The sequence below is a fragment of the Pseudooceanicola lipolyticus genome (genome assembly GCF_002786325.1).
GTDB classification, from domain to species: Bacteria; Pseudomonadota; Alphaproteobacteria; order Rhodobacterales; family Rhodobacteraceae; genus Pseudooceanicola_C; species Pseudooceanicola_C lipolyticus.
In genome coordinates, this window is record NZ_PGTB01000034.1 from 15,031 (window position 1) to 32,508 (window position 17,478).

Consider the following 17,478-nt stretch of genomic DNA (forward strand, 5'->3'; position numbering starts at 1 on the left):
CTCGCAAGCCTCGGCTCTGGTGAAACCCGCGACAGCACATCTTTTGCCCTTTCCGGCATGTGCGATGGCAGGCAATGCGGGCCCCTCCGAGTGAAGTCGCCATGCCTTGTGAAAAGGAGGCAAGAGGATGCGCAAACCCTCTTCCAACACCCGTATCGACCGGTTCAAGGCGCAGGCCCGGCAGCTGCGTACCGAGCTGGCCGGCAAAGGCCGCGCGATCGGCCATGGCGAAGCGCTGGAGATCATTGCGCGGCAAAACGGTGCGCGCGACTGGAACACGCTCAGGGCGCTGGCCGCCCGGCCCGGCAACAACCGGCCGCTGTCGGTGGGCGACCGGGTCACCGGCCGCTATCTGGGCCAGCCCTTTACCGGCTATGTCCATGGTCTCAGCCATAGCGCGCAGTCCGATTATCAGCGTATCACGCTGCAATTCGACACGCCGGTCGACGTGGTCAGCTTTGACAGCTTCTCGTCCTTCCGGCAGCGGGTCAGCGGCGTGATCGATGCCACCGGTCAGTCGCTCTATCGCACTTCGAACGGCGAGCCGCAGATCGTGGTGGAACACGCGGGACTGTAACCCGCCGTTGCCCGGCGCGTTCCCAAACCCGGCCAACCTGGTTGCAGGCTGGCCGGGTTTGCGGCGTTTGCCGCCGCGCCAGCGCCAGAGATGGGCTTTGAAAAGCCATAGATCCCCTCTGCCCCTATGTGGCTGCCGGGCAGTGTAACCCAATCTTCAAGAATCCGACATCCAGCCGTGATCCGGGCGGCTTTAGTCTCCCCGCCCGTGGGGGAGCCTCTGCTCCGCAAAATTGACCGATTCCATCTCGATCCCGGCCGTTTGGGCCGCGGGGCGATGGTGCTGCTTGGTGCCGCGGATTTGCGGCGGTTTGACAAAGGATGACTATTATGGCTTTCAAATTGCAGGTTCTTCATGCCTCGGATCTCGAAGGCGGACTGGACGCCATCGAGAATGCGCCGAATTTCGCGGCGATCGTCGACGCGCTGGAAGCCGATTCCGCCACCGGCGGTTTTGCCTCGGTCCTGCTGTCCTCGGGCGACAATTACATTCCCGGCCCCTTCTTCAATGCCGGCGGTGATTTCGGCTTGGCCAATACCTATGAAGGATTTTATAACCAGCTGTTCGGCCTGATCGACGTGTCGGGCCTGGACGCCGCCGCCGATCTGAACGGAGATGGCTTTTTCGACAATGACGAAATCGAGGCCCAGATCACCGCGGGCTCGTTGACCTTCGACGCGGTCTATACCACCGATGTCAACGGCGACGGCCAAAAGGACTATTTCGAAGAGATCGATACCGAATCCGGCCGCCTGGACATTGCCATCATGAATGCGCTGGGCTTCGATGCCAGCGCGCTGGGCAATCACGAATTCGACGCCGGCACCGACATCCTAGAAAACATCATCAATTACGACAGCGAAGAGGGCAACGCGCTGTCGACCGGCCGCTATGGCAATGTCAACTACCTGCAGGAAGTCGACACGCCCGGCGTGCAATTTCCCTATCTCTCGGCCAATCTCGATTTTTCGATGGATTTCGACGTCGGCGCGTTGTTCACCGATGCGATCCTGGGCAATGAAAGCTTTGCCTCGGACCTGCTGAGCGCCCGCGAGAACCCGGCCGATCCGTCCGCTACCGCCCCCGATTCCAATGATGCTAAGGTCGCGCCCGCCACCGTCCTCACCCGCGATGGCGAACAGATCGGCGTCGTTGGCGCCACCACCCAGCTGGTGTCGCAAATCTCTTCCACCGGCACCATCCAGGATCAGACCAGCCCGAATGTCGCGGATATGGCAGCGCTGGCGGCGCTGTTGCAGCCAATCATCGACGACGTGCTGGACGGTGCAGACAATGTTGCCGGCACCGGCGATGACGTGAACAAGGTGATCATCGTCAGCCATCTGCAGCAATTCGCGCTGGAACAGGAACTGGCCGGGCTGCTGCGCGGCGTCGATATCATCCTGGCCGGCGGGTCCGACACCATCTCGGCCGATGACCAGGACAGGCTGCGCGCGGGCGATACCGCCGAACAACCCTATCCCGCGATCGTCAATGATCTGGACGGCAACCCCACCGCGATTGTTTCGACGGATGGAGAATATTCCTATGTCGGCCGCCTGGTGGTGGAATTCGACGACAGCGGCGTAATTGACCCGGCTTCGATCGACGCGGCGGTTTCCGGCGCCTATGCAACCGATGACGCCGGTGTTCTGGCCGTGACCGGTGCGGCGACCCTGGACGCGGCCATCGCCGCCTCGGACAAGGCCGCGACGGTCGCCGGGCTGACCGGTGAAGTCACCGCCGTGGTCACCGCGCTGGACGGCGATATCGCCGGCGAGGCCAGCGTCTATCTGAACGGCGACCGCGACTCGGTCCGCACCGAAGAGACCAATTTCGGCAACCTGACCGCCGATGCCAACCTGGTCGCGGCGCAGGCCGTCGACTCGGCGGTCGTGGTGTCGATCAAGAATGGCGGCGGCATCCGCGCCGGGATCGGCCAGGTGATCGACAATGGCGATGGCACGGTGACCTCGCTGCCGACCGCCGCCAATGACCTGTCGGGCAAGGAAGCCGGCGAGATTTCCGAGCTCGATATCGACAACGCGCTGCGCTTCGACAACCAGTTGACCATCGTCGAACTGTCCACTGCCGATCTGCTGGCAGTGCTGGAACATGGCGTCGCTGCCACCGAAGCGGGCGCAACCCCGGGCCAGTTCCCGCAGGTGGGCGGCCTGCGCTTTTCCTTCGATCCCGACCAGCCCGCCGGATCGCGGGTGCAAAGCGTTGCGCTGATCGACGAGAACGGCATACAGACCGAGCTGCTGGTCAATAACGGCATGGTTGTTGCCGGCGCGCCGGACGTGATCAAGGTGGTCACGCTGAACTTCCTGGCCGATGGCGGCGACGGCTATCCCTTCGCGGCATTGGCCGAGAACCGTGTCGACACCGGACTGGGCGAGCAGGCGGCGCTGTCGGACTACCTGTCCGCCAATTTCCCCAAGGACGGCACCGCCGCCTTCGACATTGCCGATACCTCGGCGGCCGCCGATACCCGCATCCAGAACCTGTCGCTGCGCGCCGATACCATCGGTGCCCCCGAAGCGACCGAGGACCTGGCCGTCACGGTCTATGCCGAATTTGTCGGTGAGGGCGGCGAGGCGGCGTCGGAAGTGGTGGCGCATGAAAACGGCGAGCTGTTCGTCACCAATGGCGAACTGGGGCGCATCGATGTCTTCGACATTCCTGCCCCCGACGCCACCGTCAATCCGGACGCGGTGCGCAGCATCGACCTGACCGGGCTGGACGGGTACGACGGTGTGCAATCTGTCGCGGTCAAGAATGGTGTGGTCGCCGCCGCCATCGCGCGCAGCTCGATGACAACCGAGGTGTTCGGCACCGAGGTCGAACTGTCGCAGCCCGGCTTCGTCGCCTTCTTCGATGCCGCCACCGGCGACCTGCTCAGCCGGGTCGATGTTGGCAACCTGCCCGACCAGATGACCTTCAGCGATGACGGCACCACATTGCTGGTGGCCGGCGAGGGCGAAAAGAACGCCGACAGCGATCATGGCAATGACCCGCTGGGCACCGTGGCGATCATCGATGTGACCGATGCAACCGCGCCGGTGGTGAACCTGATCGACTTTACCGCGCTGAATGGCCTGGAAGATGCCGCGCGTGCGGCGGGTATCCGCATCGCGCCGGGCGCCAGCCTGGCCGCGGATCTCGAGCCGGAATACACCGCGATCAGCCCCGACGGCACCACCGCCTTCGTTTCGCTGCAGGAAAACAACGCGATCGCCAAGATTGACCTGGCCACGCAGACGGTGAGCGACATCTTCTCGCTCGGCACCGTCGACTTTTCCAGCGAAAGCGCGCTGGATGCCGATGACAACGGCCTGATCGACATCCGCAATTTCGACAACTTGGCCGGTCTGCGGATGGCCGATGCGATCGCCAGTTTCGAAGTTGGCGGCAAAACCTATGTCGCCACTGCCAACGAGGGCGACAGCCGCGATTTCGACACCGATCGCGTCGAGGACCTGTACGAAGACGGCCTGCTGGACCCGTCCATCGACATCACCGGCCTGGAGCGGCTGGAAGTCTCGACCGTCGATGGCGATATTGATGGCGACGGCGATATCGACGTGCTGCACACGCTGTCGTCGCGGTCGTTCTCGATCTACGATGCGGATGGAACCCTGGTGTTCGACTCCGGTGCCCAGTTTGAACAGATCATCGCCAATATCGCGCCCGACCGCTTCAACGATGACGACGGTGGCGACAGCGAGAACCGGTCGGATGCCAAGGGCCCCGAGCCCGAGGCGATTGCCGTGGGCGAGGTCGGTGGCTCGACCTATGCCTTTGTCGGGCTGGAGCGCGACAGCGGCATCATGGTCTATGACGTGACCTATCCGGCCGCAGCCGAGTTCGTGACCTATATCGCGCCGGCCTTCGTCGACAGCACGCCCGAGGGCGAGGTGGCGCGCCATGGACCCGAGGTGATCAGCTTTATCGCTCCCGAAGCCAGCCAGTCGGGCAAGGCGCAAATCGCCGTGTCTTACGAAATTTCCGGTACCACGGTGGTGTATGATCTGGAGGCCTTGACGCCGCGCGTCACCATCCCGGAAATCCAGGGGGCGGGGCATGTCTCGGCCTTCGACGGGCAAGAGGTGCGCACCAGCGGCATCGTCACCGCCGTGTCGTCGACCGGCTATTACCTGCAGGACGCGCTGGGCGATGGCGATGACGCCACCTCGGACGGCATTTTTGTCTACACCGGCTTTGGCAATACCGGCGCCATTGCGGTGGGCGACGAAGTGGCGCTGCGTGGCACGGTATCGGAATATATCCCGGGCGGTGCCGCGACGGGCAACCTGTCGACCACGCAAATTTCACCCAGCGAACCGGGCACGATCCTGTCCAGCGGCAATGCGCTGCCGGCGGCCACCGTGCTGAGCGCGGCCGGGCGGCAGGCGCCGGACGATATCGTGATCTCGGAGGATGAACTGCCGGTGAACCTGCAGGAGGAACCTGGCACCTTCGACCCCGCGCAGGACGGCATCGATTTCTACGAAAGCCTGGAAGGCATGCGCGTTACCGTCGATGCGCCGGTGGCGATTTCGGCCACCAACCGCTTTGACGAAACCTGGGTGCTGCCCGATGCCGGGGCCGGGTTCGACCTGAACGGCCGCGGCGGGCTGAACATCAATGCTGATGCCGATGGGTATGGCGACCTGAACCCGGAACGCATCCAACTGCAGTATTCCAACCTGCTGCCCGATGCCTTCACCGCGCCGGCGCTGGTGCTGGGCGATCAGCTTTCGGATGTGACCGGGGTGGTCGACTATGCATTTGGCAACTTCGAAATCCGGGTGACCGACAGCTTTGCCGTCGAAACCGCCAGCCCGCTGACCGCGGAAACCACCACCATCCGCAACGGCGTGAACGACCTGACCGTCGCCACCTATAACGTGCTGAACGTCACCTCGGCCCCGGCCGATGGCGATGCGGCGCAGATCGCGGCGCTGGGCGCGCAGATTGCCGTCAATCTCGGGGCGCCGGATATCCTGTCGCTGCAGGAAATCCAGGACAATTCCGGTGTTGCCGATGATGGCACGCTGTCGGCCGACGAAACGCTGCAGGCAATTGTCGATGCGGTCATCGCGGCAGGCGGCCCGGCCTATTCCTTTGCCAGCGCGGTGGTCGATGTGGATGGCGAAAACGGCGGTGTGCCGGGGGGCAATATCCGCAATGCCTTCCTGTATCGCAGCGACCGTGTCGATCTGAAAGAGACCGTCACGCTGGAAAGCGATGTGCTGGCAGATATGGGTGTCACCGATCCCGACGCCTTCGACGGCACCCGCGATCCGCTGCTGGGCGTGTTCGAATTCAACGGCCAGGAGGTCACCCTGATCAACAACCATCTCAGCTCGCGCTTTGGTTCCACGCCGATTTTCGGAGGGCCGCAGCCCTTCGTTCAGGCCGGCGAGGACCTGCGCGAGGCGCAGACCAAGGCGCTGAACGAGGTGGTCGACGCGTTGCTGGCAACCGACCCGGATGCCCGGATTGCGGTGATGGGGGACCTCAACACCTTTGAATTCACCGACGAACTGACCGAGGATCTGCCGGGCACCGGAAGCGAGAAGGTGCTGACCAACCTGATCGGGCTGGTGGATCAGGATGACGCCTATAGCTATGTCTTCGACGGCAACGCGCAGGCGCTGGACCACATCTTTGTCTCTGACGAATTGCTGGATATGGCGCAGGTCGATTACGTCCACGTCAACAACGACTTCCCCAGCTTTGTGTCCGATCACGAGCCGATTGTCGCCCGCTTTGTCATCAAGCCGAACGGCCTGGACCTGACCGGCACGACCGGGCGCGACGTCCTGCAGGGGATGAGCGGTGACGACCAGCTTGCCGGTAAGGGCGGCCGGGACAAGCTGATCGGCTATATGGGCGACGACGAACTGTTCGGGGGCGCGGGTCGCGACCGCCTGATCGGCGGCAAGGACGACGATCTGCTGGTCGGCGGCAAAGGTCGGGACGTGCTGAAAGGCGGCCAGGGGGATGACAAGATGTGGGGCGGTCAAGGGCTCGATACCTTCATCTTCAAGGGCGAGTTCGGCAGTGACAGGCTGCTGGATTTCGACGTCGAGAAGGACCTGATCCTGTTTGTCGACGCATCCGCTTCGGATGTGACCCTGCGCGAAAACGTACTGGGCACCCGGGTTGTGGTCGATGGAGGCCAGACCGAGGGCAAATTGTTCCTGGTCGGGCAGTTTGACCTCCACGCCGATGACTTCATCTTTGTCTGAGCACTGACAACAATTCCAAGACGCGGGGGCGCCGGGTACCGGCGCCCCCGCTTTGTTGGGCTCGGCCTTGCGGGATATCACGGTTGCTTTGGCCGGAAGCGGACCGATATGTCTGAGCAATCACATCGCCACCGGACTGCCCGCATGTACCGACTCCCGCGCCTCTGCCTGGCGTTGATCACCGCTTTTGCCGCCACATCGGCAGCCTGGGCCGGTGAGATCACGGTCTTTGCCGCCGCCAGCCTGAAAGACGCGCTGGACGACATTGCCGCCACCTATCAGGCGCAGACCGGCGACACCGTGCGCGTCTCGCTGGCCGGCTCCTCGACCCTGGCGCGGCAGATCGAGCAGGGCGCGCCGGCGGATATCTTCATCTCGGCCCATCCCGGCTGGATGGACCGGCTGGAGCAGGCCGGGCTGATCGCGCCGGACAGCCGGGTGGACCTGCTGGGCAATGCGCTGGTGCTGATCGCCCATGGGCACAGGGCGCCGCCGCTGCGGATCGGTCCGGACATGGCGCTGGCCATGCGGCTGGGCGAGGGACGGCTGGCGATGGCGCTGGTCGATGCGGTGCCGGCGGGCATCTACGGCAAGGCGGCGCTGGAGCATCTGGGCCAGTGGCCGGCGGTGGCGGATCGGGTGGTGCAGGCCGAGAACGTGCGCGCGGCGCTGGCGCTGGTTTCGCTGGGCGAGGCGCCGTTTGGCATCGTCTATCGCAGCGATGCGGTGGCCGATGCGGCGGTGACGGTGGTGGGCACCTTCCCGGCAGAGAGCCACCCGCCGATCATCTATCCCGCCGCCGCAGTCGCAGACAGGGACAATCCGCTGAACCGCGCCTTCCTCGCCTATCTGCGCGGCGACGCGGCGGGCGCGGCGTTTCAGCGGCACGGCTTCGACCTGCTGGACTAGCGGCCGGGCGACAGGATCGCTCCGGGCAGAGAGCTGCGGCCACGGCACGGGGCCCGTTCCGGTGATTGACTTTCACTCGCCCTGAACAGAGCATCGACACAGAACCACGAGGCCCTGCAATGACGCGCTCCCCCGAAAGCCCGCTGCGCCCGACGTCCTATATCCGCGCGCTGCCGCTGCGCGGGCGCGTCGCCCGGCCTCAGCCCAAGGGGCTGCCGGTGATCAACCTCGGCTTTAACGAGCTGCCCTTTGGCCCGTCGCCGAAAGTGGCCGCCGCCATCGCCGATGCAGGCAATTCTGCCAACCGCTATGGCGCACCCGGCTGCGATGCCCTGCGCGAGGCGCTGGGCGCCGCCAACGGGCTGGATCCCGACACGCTGATCTGCGGCAACGGCTCGGAGGAACTTCTGGATGTGATCGGCCGCAATTTCGCCCGGCCGGGGGACGAGATCCTGATTTCTCAATTCGGCTATATCCAGTTCGTGCTGGCCGCGCATCGCCTGGGCGCGACGCTGGTCAAGGCACCCGAGCGGGCTTTCACCACCGATATCGACGCGCTGCTGGCGGCGATCACCCCACGCACGCGGCTGATCTTCCTGGCCAATCCCAACAACCCGACCGGAACGGTTCTGCCGGTGGACGAACTGGCGCGGCTGGCCCGGGGTGTCCCCGGCGACGTGGTTCTGGTGCTGGACCTGGCCTATGGCGAATTCACCGGGTTCGACTATGTCGCGGCGGTGCATGATCTGGCCAGGGGCTTTGAAAACGTCATCGTCACCCGCACCTTTTCCAAGGCCTATGGGCTGGCCGGGCTGCGCGCAGGCTGGGCCCAGGTGCCGGCCTGGATGCTGCCCGGATTTTACATCGCGCGCGGCATGGGCAGCGTGAACCATATGGCCCAGGCCGCGGCGCTGGCGGCGCTGGAGGATATCGAGGTGGTGCGCGAACGGGTGGCCGTGATCCTGTCCGAGCGCCGGCGCGTGGCAGAGCGGCTGGCGGCGCTGGGCCTGTCCTGCTGCCCCAGCGGCACCAATTTTCTGATGGCGCGCATCGACGGCGCCGGGCCCGAGGTGACCGAGGCGCTGGTGGAATACCTGTTCGATGCCGGTGGATTGGTGGTCAACCGCACCCGCGAGGCCGGGCTGGAACAGTTTTTCCGGTTCTCGCTGGGCCTGCCCGCGCAGAATGATCTGCTGCTGGACTGCACCGCCCGGTTTCAGCAGGCGCGGCCGGTGTGACGCGGCGCGGTTACGCCGCCTCCAGCATCCCGATCGCTTCGGCGCAGGTCATCTGGTAGGTCACCCCGCTGAGCGAGGTCAGCGTCGCCTCATGCACCGCCTGCAAGAAGGCGGCGCTGCCATCGCTCAGCAAGGCGGTTTCGAAATTGCGCAGATGCGCATCGCGCAGGGTGGTGGCCACCGCGCCATTGGTGACGAGCCCGGCCAGGATCAGATGGCTGATCCCCAGCGCGTTCAACAAATATTCCAGCCGGGTCTGGTAAAAGGCCGAATAGGTCACCCGTTCGATGGTGTAATCCGCCGGTGGCAGCGCGTCGACCAGCGCATGGCCAAAGCTTCCGGGGGCAAAATCGCCCCGCGCCAGGAACGGCCGGAGATTGCGTAGAAACGGGCTGATCAATGGCTCGCCATCCGGGCGCGGCACCAGGGTAAACTGGACTGAGATATGGGTGCCGCCCTTCTGCCGCAGGGCGTCGATCACCGGCCGGATCCGTTCCGGCAGCGCGGTGAAGGCATCGATCGCATACCCGGCCCTGCGATAGGCCCCATCGGGGTGAAGATAATCGTTTTGCAGATCGATGGTAAGGATCGCGGTGCGCTCCGGATCTATACCTGCCATGCATCGGCCCCTCGAAAAATAAATAAACTATTCCCGAAATGGTCTATCCGGCCCGACCCGCCCGGTTCAATCCGGATTGTTGCCCAGGCGGGCTCAATAAATAAAGAATCAGGCAAATGTGCTTCGGGTTGCAACAATTATATCGGATTCGCGCCTCACCCCTGCGATCTGACCTCGGCAATAGACCACCGCGTTCGCGCCATCAGACATCGCGACATGGCCTTTATCGGATTTCTTGACAAAGCCATAGCGCGGCCGGGTCCCAGGAAAAACCACTGCAAAGCCCTACCCCAGCAGGCGGCGCGCGGCGTCGAGATCGCGCGCCTCCATCGCGGCCAGGAAGGTCAGCAGGTTGTCCTTCGGGTAGGGCCGGGCCGGGGCGGGCGCCTGGGGCTGACTGCCACGCCGGGACCGCCACGCCCGGCAAGATCCGCGCTTGAATGCTGGTGCGGGGGTCAGTCCCGCGGCGGCGTCACCAGGCCGGTCTGCACCGCCGGCCGCGCGGTGAAGCGTTCCAGCCAGGCCAGCGTGTTGGGGCTGTTGGTCAGGCCGACCACCTCGGTCGCGCCGTAGAAGTTCAGCGCCCGGATCCAGGGGGCCAGCGCCATGTCGGCAATCGAATAGGGGCCGGCAATCCAGTCCTGTCCGTCCAGCTGTTTCTCCACCACCGCCAGCAGCCGCTTGGCCTCGTTGATATAGCGTTCGCGCGGGCGCGGATCCTCGATCTCGCTGCCGGCAAATTTATAGAAATAGCCCAACTGGCCAAACATCGGGCCGACACCGCCCATCTGGAACATCAGCCACTGGATAATATGGGCGCGTTGGCGGGCGGAATCGCCGAGGAACTTGCCGGATTTCTCCGCCAGGTAGATCAGGATCGCACCGCTTTCGAACAGGCCCAGCGGTTCGCCCTCCGGGCCGTCGGGATCGATGATCGCCGGGATCTTGTTATTGGGGTTCAGCGACAGGAATTCCGGGCTTTTGACATCGGCATCGGCCAGCGTCACCTTATGCGCCTCATAAGGCAGGCCCATTTCCTCCAGCGCGATGGAAACTTTTACTCCATTCGGCGTGGGAAACGAATAGAGTTGGATCAGCCCGGGATGTTTCGCGGGCCATTTCTGAGCGATGGGGAACTGGCTGAGATCGGTCATCTGGGGCTCCGTCGATATGGTTGGGGGAAAAGGTAAGAAGTTTTCCCCTGGGATACAGGTGCGGTTAGGTGCGGAGTCGCAGCCATCCCTGTGGAGCTGCGAACAGAGATCAGGGGCCGGGCCGGAACGAGGAAGTTAGAATGATTCAGGAATTCAAGGACTTTATCGCCAAGGGCAATGTCATGGACATGGCCGTCGGCATTATCATCGGTGCGGCCTTTACTGCCATCGTGTCGTCGCTGGTGGACGACCTGATCAACCCGATCATCGGGCTGTTCACGGGCGGCGTCGATTTCACCAACAATTATGTCGTCCTCTCTGGCGAGGTGCCCGCCGGTGCCAGCCTCGAGGCGGCGCGGGAAGCCGGCGCCTCGGTCTTTGCCTATGGTGCCTTCCTGATGGCGGTGATCAATTTCCTGATCATCGCCTGGGTGGTGTTCCTGCTGGTCAAGATGGTCAACCGGGTGAAGGCGGCAGCGGAAAAACCGCAGGAAGTGGCGCCTGAGGTCGACACTGGCCCCTCGGAAAAGGACATCCTGATCGAAATCCGCGATGCGCTGAAGCAATCCTAGTCGCGGGGCCTCGCCCTGCGGAGGCCCTGCGCGGGCCCGCCCCACCGGGGCGGGCCCGTTGTTTCATTCCCCGTAGGGCACCCAGATCGTCTTGATCTCGGTGGCCTGGGCCAGCCATTCGCCGCTGTCATTGACCGCCCAGTCGCGGGCGCGGCGGTAATTCACCCAGGTGCGTTTGAGATTGCCGGCCGAGGCGCCTTCGATCTCGGCCGAGAGGTCGGTCGAGGAAAACGACCAGACCGCGTCCACATCCAGATGCGCCGCCAGCACCGGGGCCAGTTCGGCATGGCTGCCGGTTAGGATATTGACCACGCCACCGGGCAGGTCCGAGGTGTCGAGCACCTGGTAGAAATCGGTGGCCGCCAGCGGGAACGGCTCGGAGGCCACGGCAACCACCCGGTTGCCCATGGCGATCGCCGGCGCGATCACCGAAACCAGCCCCAGCAGCGGCGCCTCGTCGGGGCAGAGCGCGCCGATCACCCCCACCGGTTCCTTCATCGCCAGGGCGACGCCGCGCAGCGGCACGCCCTTGACCTGGCCATCATATTTATCGGCCCAGGCCGCATAGGTGAACAGCCGCTGGATCGCCGCCGCGACCTCCTTGTCGCCCTGCCTGCCGCCCTGCATCGCGTCGAGCCGCCGGGCGAATTCCGGCGCACGGGCCGACAGGTTCTCGGCGATGTAATAGAGGATCTGTGCCCGCATGTGGCCGGTTGTCTTGGCCCAGCCCGCCGCCGCCTGCGCCGCCTCGACCGCGTTGCGGATATCCTTGCGGTTGCCCACCCCGACCTGGCCCAGCAGGGCACCGGATTTGCCCCAGACCGGGCGGGAATAGCCGCCATCGGGCCGCGCCTGCTTGCCGCCGATATACAGCTTGGCGGTGCGGTCGAGGGGATCGGCGGGGCCACCGCTGCCGCTCAGCGGCGCGATCGGCGGTAGCGGCCGGGTCTTCGTCACCGGCCGCGTATAGGCGGCCAGCCCCTCCCAGCCGCCTTCGCGGCCGAATCCGGACTCGCGCACCCCGCCAAACCCGGCGGCGGCGTCGAACAGGTTGGTGGCATTGACCCAGACCACGCCGGCGGCCAGTTTCGGTGCGATGTCCAGCGCCAGGTTGACATTCTCGGTCCAGACCGTCGCCGCCAGCCCATAGCGGCTGTTATTGGCCAGCTGCACCGCCTCGGCCGGGGTGCGGAAGGTGCAGGACACCAGAACCGGGCCGAAGATCTCTTCCTGCATCAGCCGGTCCGACGGCGCCATGCCGGTGATCAGCGTTGGGGGATAGAAACAGCCGGTCTCGGGCAGGCCGACCTCGGCGCGATAGGTTTCGCCGGCGGAATTTTCCGCAACCATCGCGCCAATCGCCTGCAGCTGAACCGGATCCACCACCGCGCCGATATCGATACATTTGTCCAGCGGATCGCCAACCCTGAGCTTGTCCATGCGGGCGCGCAGGCGGCTATAGAAGGTTTCGGCAATCCCCTCCTGCACCAGCAGCCGCGAGCCGGCGCAGCAGACCTGCCCCTGGTTGAACCAGATCGCGTCCACCAGCCCCTCGATGGCGCTGTCCAGGTCAGCATCGTCGAAGACGATATAGGGCGACTTGCCACCCAGCTCCAACGTCAGCGCCTTGCCGGTTCCCGCCGTCGCCGCGCGGATCCGGCGCCCCACCTCGGTGGAGCCGGTAAAGGCGATCTTGTCGACTTCGGCGCCGACGATCATCTCGCCCACCGCGCCATCGCCGGTGACGATGTTCACCACGCCCTTCGGCAGCCCGGCCTGGCGGCAGAGATCGGCAAACAGCAGCGCCGTGAGCGAGGTATATTCGGCCGGTTTCAGCACCACGGTGTTGCCCATGGCCAGGGCCGGGGCGATTTTCCAGGCCAGCATCAGCAGCGGGAAATTCCACGGGATGATCTGCCCGCAGACCCCCAGCGCCGCACGGCCCGGCAGCGCCTCCTCCATCAGCTGCGCCATGCCGGCATGGTAATAGAAATGCCGCTGCGCCAGCGGCACGTCGATATCCCGGCTTTCGCGGATCGGCTTGCCGTTATCGAGCGTTTCCAGCACCGCCAGCAGCCGCGCATGTTTCTGCAGCAGCCGCGCGATGGCATAGAGATGGCGCGCGCGCCCCGGTCCACCCAGCCGGGCCCAGGCCGGCTGTGCCTTGCGGGCGGCGGCGACCGCGGCGTCGACATCGGCCTGCGTCGCCTGGCTCACGGTTGCCAGCACCTCGCCGGTGGCCGGGTTGCGGCTGTCGAAGCCTTTGCCGGGCGCGGTGAAGGCGCCATCGATGAACTGGCCGAACCTGCTGCCCTGGTCCACCAACCAGGCCAGCGCCTCGGCCGCGCTTTCCGGCGCCGGGCCATAGTCCATGCTGTCGAAAATCTCTTTCACGTTCATGGCTTCTTCTCTTGTCGAATGCTTCAACTGCCGGCTCGCCCCGCCGGCGCCGGCTCGGAAGGTCGCCGCGCGCTTATGCCCGCCGCTGCGGGATTTTTCGAAAACTCCGGCTCATCCCAGCGCATGGCGGTATCCGGCCGAATAGGCACCGGTTACGTGGTGCTCCAGCTGCCGTTCGATATCGCCCAGCAGCGACGAGGCGCCAAAGCGGAACAGGTCGGGCCTGAGCCAGCGATCGCCCAGTTCGTCCTTGATCAGTGCCAGATAGGTGAGCGCATCCTTGGCCTTGGAAATCCCGCCCGCCGGCTTGTAGCCGACGCGATAGCCGCTGCGCGCGTGATAGGCGCGGATCGCCCGCAGCATCACCAAGGTAACGGGCAGGGTGGCGTTGACGCTTTCCTTGCCGGTCGAGGTCTTGATGAAATCGGCCCCCGCCATCATGCAGACCAGCGAGGCGCGGGCGACATTGCGCAGGGTGCCCAGCTCGCCAGTGGCCAGGATCGCTTTGACATGGGCGTCGCCGCAGGCCTCGCGAAAGGCGCGCATCTCGTCATAAAGCGCCTGCCAGTCGCCCGACAGCACGTGCCGGCGCGAGATCACGATGTCGATCTCGGCCGCCCCCGCCTTGACGCTTTCGCCGATCTCGGCCACCCGCAGGCGGAACGGCGACAGTCCGGCGGGAAACCCGGTGGAGACCGCGGCCACCGGGATGCCCGAGCCCTGCAGCGCCGCCACTGCCGGTGCCACCATGTCGTGATAGACGCAGACGGCGCCGACGGTCAAACCCGGCAGCCCCAGCGCTTCCAGCAGGTCGGCGCGCACCGGCTGGCGCGCCTTGGCGCACAGCCGCTGCACCCGCGCGACGGTGTCGTCGCCGGCCAGCGTGGTCAGGTCGATGCAGGACACGGCGCGGCACAGCCAGGCCGCCTGATAGGCTTTCTTGACCGAGCGTCGCCCCGGCAGGGTAGCGGCGCGGCGTTCGATGGCGGATGTATTGGCCTGAACCGCCCGCACCCAGTCCAGGTCCAGCGCCATGCCCGGATTGCGCGCCTCGGTGACCTGCGGCAGATGGGCCAGGCGTTCGGCAGTCCCGGTTTCCATGATCGCTCCTCCGCGTGATCAGGGCGGCAGGGTGGCATGTGCCCACCCGCTTGGCAAGACGCGGACCGCCCGATCTTTCGCCATGCATCGCCGCCATCTGTCGATCTGCGGCCAAAGCGTCGCGGCAGGCCTTGCGGCGGCGGCAAATTCATGGCCAACCTCCGCGCAATTGAAATGCCAGGGAGCGCCCGATGAAAGACGACAATTTCCTCAAGGAGAACAATGCCCGCCAGCTCTGGCATCCGATGGGGCATCCGGGGCAGCTGCAGGCCAATACACCGGTGATCGTCACCAAGGCCGAGGGGTCCACCCTCGAGGATATCGACGGCACCCGCCGCATCGACGCGGCCGGCGGGTTGTGGTGCGCCAATCTCGGCTATTCGAATGACGTGGTGAAAGAGGCGATCGCCAAGCAGCTTTACGACCTGCCCTATTATTCCGCCTTCGCCGGCACCACCAACCCGATGGCGATCGAGGCTGCCTATATGGTGCGCGACTTCTTCGCCGAAGACGGCATCGGCCGGGTGTTCTTTACCTCCGGCGGTTCGGATTCGGTGGAAACCTGCCTGCGGCTGGCGCGGCAATATCACCGCATCAAGGGCGCCCCGGCCCGCACCAAGTTCCTCAGCCTGAAAAAGGGCTATCACGGCACCCATTTCGGCGGCGCCTCGGTCAATGGCAACAACCGCTTTCGCATCGGCTACGAGCCGTTGCTGGCCGGCTGTTTCCACCTGCCCAGCCCTTATTCCTATCGCAACCCCTTCGACGAGAGCGATCCCGAGAAGCTGGCGCAGAAGATCGCCGCCGTCATGGAGGACGAAATCGCCTTCCAGGGCGCCGAGACCATCGCTGCCTTCATCATGGAACCGATCCTGGGCGCGGGTGGCGTGATCGTCCCGCACGAGACCTTCATGCCGCTGATGCGCGAGATCTGTGACCGCCACGGCATCCTGATGATCGCCGACGAGGTGATCTGCGGCTTTGGCCGCACCGGCGCCTGGAGCGGCTCGCGCCTGTGGGGGGTTAAGCCCGACCTGATGAGCGTGGCCAAGGGCATCACCTCGGCCTATTTCCCGGTCGGCGCCGCGCTGATCAGCGAGGCGGTGGCCGAAGTGTTCGAAACCGCGGGCCCCGACGGCAATATCTTCCACGGCTATACCTATTCGGCCCACCCGGTCGGCGCGGCGGCAGTGGCGGCCTGCCTGTCCGAAACGCTGCGGCTGGACACCAAGACCAATGCCGCGGCGCGCGGTACCCAGATGTTCGAAGGGGTGCAGGCGCTGGCAGCGAAATACGACATCATCGGCGATGTGCGCGGCGGCCACGGGCTGATGACCGGGGTCGAGCTGGTGTCGGACCGGGCTACCAAGACGCCGCTGGATGCCGAAACCATGGGCCGGATCAACGCGGCGATCCTGGACAGCGGCACCATGGTGCGGATGCTGGGCAACACCGTTGCGATGTCGCCGCCGCTGGTGATCACCGAGGCCGAAGTGAACACCATTCTGGCTTCGCTGGATACCGCCCTCGCCTCGGTCTAGCGCCCAGCCGGGGTGGCGCATCATCCGGGTGGCAGAATCGCGTTGCCAATGCTAGGTCTTGGGGTATGTCTTACCCAAGCCCCAATATCAGCGATTCTCGCCCGGTCATTCGGCAGCTTGACGATGCCGCGATCAACCGGATCGCGGCTGGTGAAGTGGTGGAGCGCCCGGCCTCGGCGGTCAAGGAACTGGTGGAAAACGCCATCGACGCGGGCGCGGCGCGGATCACGGTGGAAATCGCCGATGGCGGCAAGACCTTGATCCGGGTCACCGATGATGGCTGCGGCATCGCGGCCGAAGATCTGCCGCTGGCGCTGGCCCGGCACGCGACCTCCAAGATCGACGGCTCGGACCTGCTGAACATCCACACCTTCGGCTTTCGCGGCGAAGCGCTGCCCTCGCTGGGCGCGGTAGGGCGGCTGACGCTGATCTCGCGGGTGCCGGGGGCCGAGGCGGCGCGCATCCGCGTCGCCGGCGGCCGGATCGAGCCGGTGAAACCCGCCGCCCTGCGCGCGGGCACGGTGGTGGAGCTGCGCGACATCTTCTTCGCCACGCCGGCGCGGCTGAAATTCATGCGCTCGGACCGCGCCGAGACGCAGGCGGTCACCGATGTGGTGAAACGGCTGGCCATGGCCGAGCCCGCGGTGGCCTTCACCCTGCGCGATGTCTCGGGCGGCGGCGAAGGCCGGGTGGTGTTCCGCGCCGATGCGGAAACCGGCGACCTGTTCGATGCGCTGCATGGCCGGCTGGGCGGCGTCCTGGGCCGCGACTTTGCCGAAAACGCCCTCAGGATCGATGCCAGCCGCGACGGTCTACGGCTGTTCGGCTATGCGGCGCTGCCGACCTTTTCGCGCGGGGCGACGGTGGCGCAGTATCTCTTTGTCAACGGCAGGCCGGTGCGCGACCGCACCCTGACCGGCGCGTTGCGGGCGGCCTATTTCGACCTGCTCAGCCGTGACCGGCACCCGGCGGCGGCACTGTTCATCGATTGCGACCCGCAGCTGGTCGACGTCAACGTGCACCCGGCCAAGTCCGAGGTGCGGTTCCGCGAGCCGGGCACCGCCCGCGGGCTGATCGTGTCGGCGCTGCGCCACGCGCTGGCCGAGG

General features: G+C 65.4%; 11 protein-coding genes. 7 read left to right on the top strand and 4 right to left on the bottom strand.

Annotated features, from left to right (window positions below; genetic code table 11):
• The first annotated feature begins 127 nt into the window (after positions 1–127).
• From CVM52_RS10855 to CVM52_RS10870, 4 genes are all read left to right on the top strand, one after another.
• Entirely contained in the window at positions 128–577 is a 450-nt protein-coding gene (locus tag CVM52_RS10855) for a glyoxalase superfamily protein (protein WP_100162531.1), read from the top strand.
• Positions 578–906: 329 nt separating this feature from the next.
• Positions 907–6,837, top strand: a complete 5,931-nt coding sequence (locus CVM52_RS10860) for a choice-of-anchor I family protein (protein ID WP_100162532.1) — start codon at positions 907–909, stop codon at positions 6,835–6,837.
• 144 nt (positions 6,838–6,981) lie between these two features.
• Positions 6,982–7,746 (top strand): molybdate ABC transporter substrate-binding protein, encoded by a 765-nt coding sequence (gene modA, locus CVM52_RS10865; RefSeq protein WP_100162533.1) that lies wholly within the window; start codon positions 6,982–6,984, stop codon positions 7,744–7,746.
• Positions 7,747–7,865: 119 nt separating this feature from the next.
• Positions 7,866–8,984, top strand: coding sequence for a pyridoxal phosphate-dependent aminotransferase (locus CVM52_RS10870; RefSeq protein ID WP_100162534.1), 1,119 nt, complete (start codon positions 7,866–7,868; stop codon positions 8,982–8,984).
• Between the two features lie 10 nt (positions 8,985–8,994).
• Here the strand turns inward: CVM52_RS10870 and CVM52_RS10875 are convergent, their stop codons facing one another.
• Complete coding sequence (locus tag CVM52_RS10875; RefSeq protein ID WP_205964935.1) at positions 8,995–9,603, bottom strand: cysteine hydrolase family protein; 609 nt, start codon at positions 9,601–9,603, stop codon at positions 8,995–8,997.
• A gap of 455 nt (positions 9,604–10,058) precedes the next feature.
• Positions 10,059–10,757 (bottom strand): glutathione S-transferase family protein, encoded by a 699-nt coding sequence (locus CVM52_RS10880; protein WP_100162535.1) that lies wholly within the window; start codon positions 10,755–10,757, stop codon positions 10,059–10,061.
• 140 nt (positions 10,758–10,897) lie between these two features.
• On the opposite strand from CVM52_RS10880, the gene mscL reads away from it, so the two are divergent.
• On the top strand, positions 10,898–11,329 hold the full coding sequence (gene mscL / locus CVM52_RS10885) for a large conductance mechanosensitive channel protein MscL (protein ID WP_100162536.1): 432 nt from the start codon (positions 10,898–10,900) through the stop codon (positions 11,327–11,329).
• A 63-nt stretch (positions 11,330–11,392) separates the two neighbouring features.
• Here the strand turns inward: mscL and CVM52_RS10890 are convergent, their stop codons facing one another.
• Together CVM52_RS10890 and deoC are read right to left on the bottom strand one after the other, a co-directional pair.
• On the bottom strand, positions 11,393–13,729 hold the full coding sequence (locus CVM52_RS10890) for an aldehyde dehydrogenase family protein (protein ID WP_100162537.1): 2,337 nt from the start codon (positions 13,727–13,729) through the stop codon (positions 11,393–11,395).
• Positions 13,730–13,840: 111 nt separating this feature from the next.
• Entirely contained in the window at positions 13,841–14,830 is a 990-nt protein-coding gene (gene deoC / locus CVM52_RS10895) for a deoxyribose-phosphate aldolase (protein ID WP_100162538.1), read from the bottom strand.
• A gap of 191 nt (positions 14,831–15,021) precedes the next feature.
• Between deoC and CVM52_RS10900 the strand changes: the two genes are divergently transcribed.
• Together CVM52_RS10900 and mutL are read left to right on the top strand one after the other, a co-directional pair.
• Complete coding sequence (locus tag CVM52_RS10900) at positions 15,022–16,371, top strand: aminotransferase class III-fold pyridoxal phosphate-dependent enzyme (protein ID WP_100162539.1); 1,350 nt, start codon at positions 15,022–15,024, stop codon at positions 16,369–16,371.
• Positions 16,372–16,436: 65 nt separating this feature from the next.
• Positions 16,437–17,478: DNA mismatch repair endonuclease MutL (gene mutL, locus CVM52_RS10905; RefSeq protein WP_133119825.1), on the top strand; the 1,042-nt coding region annotated here is incomplete at its 3' end.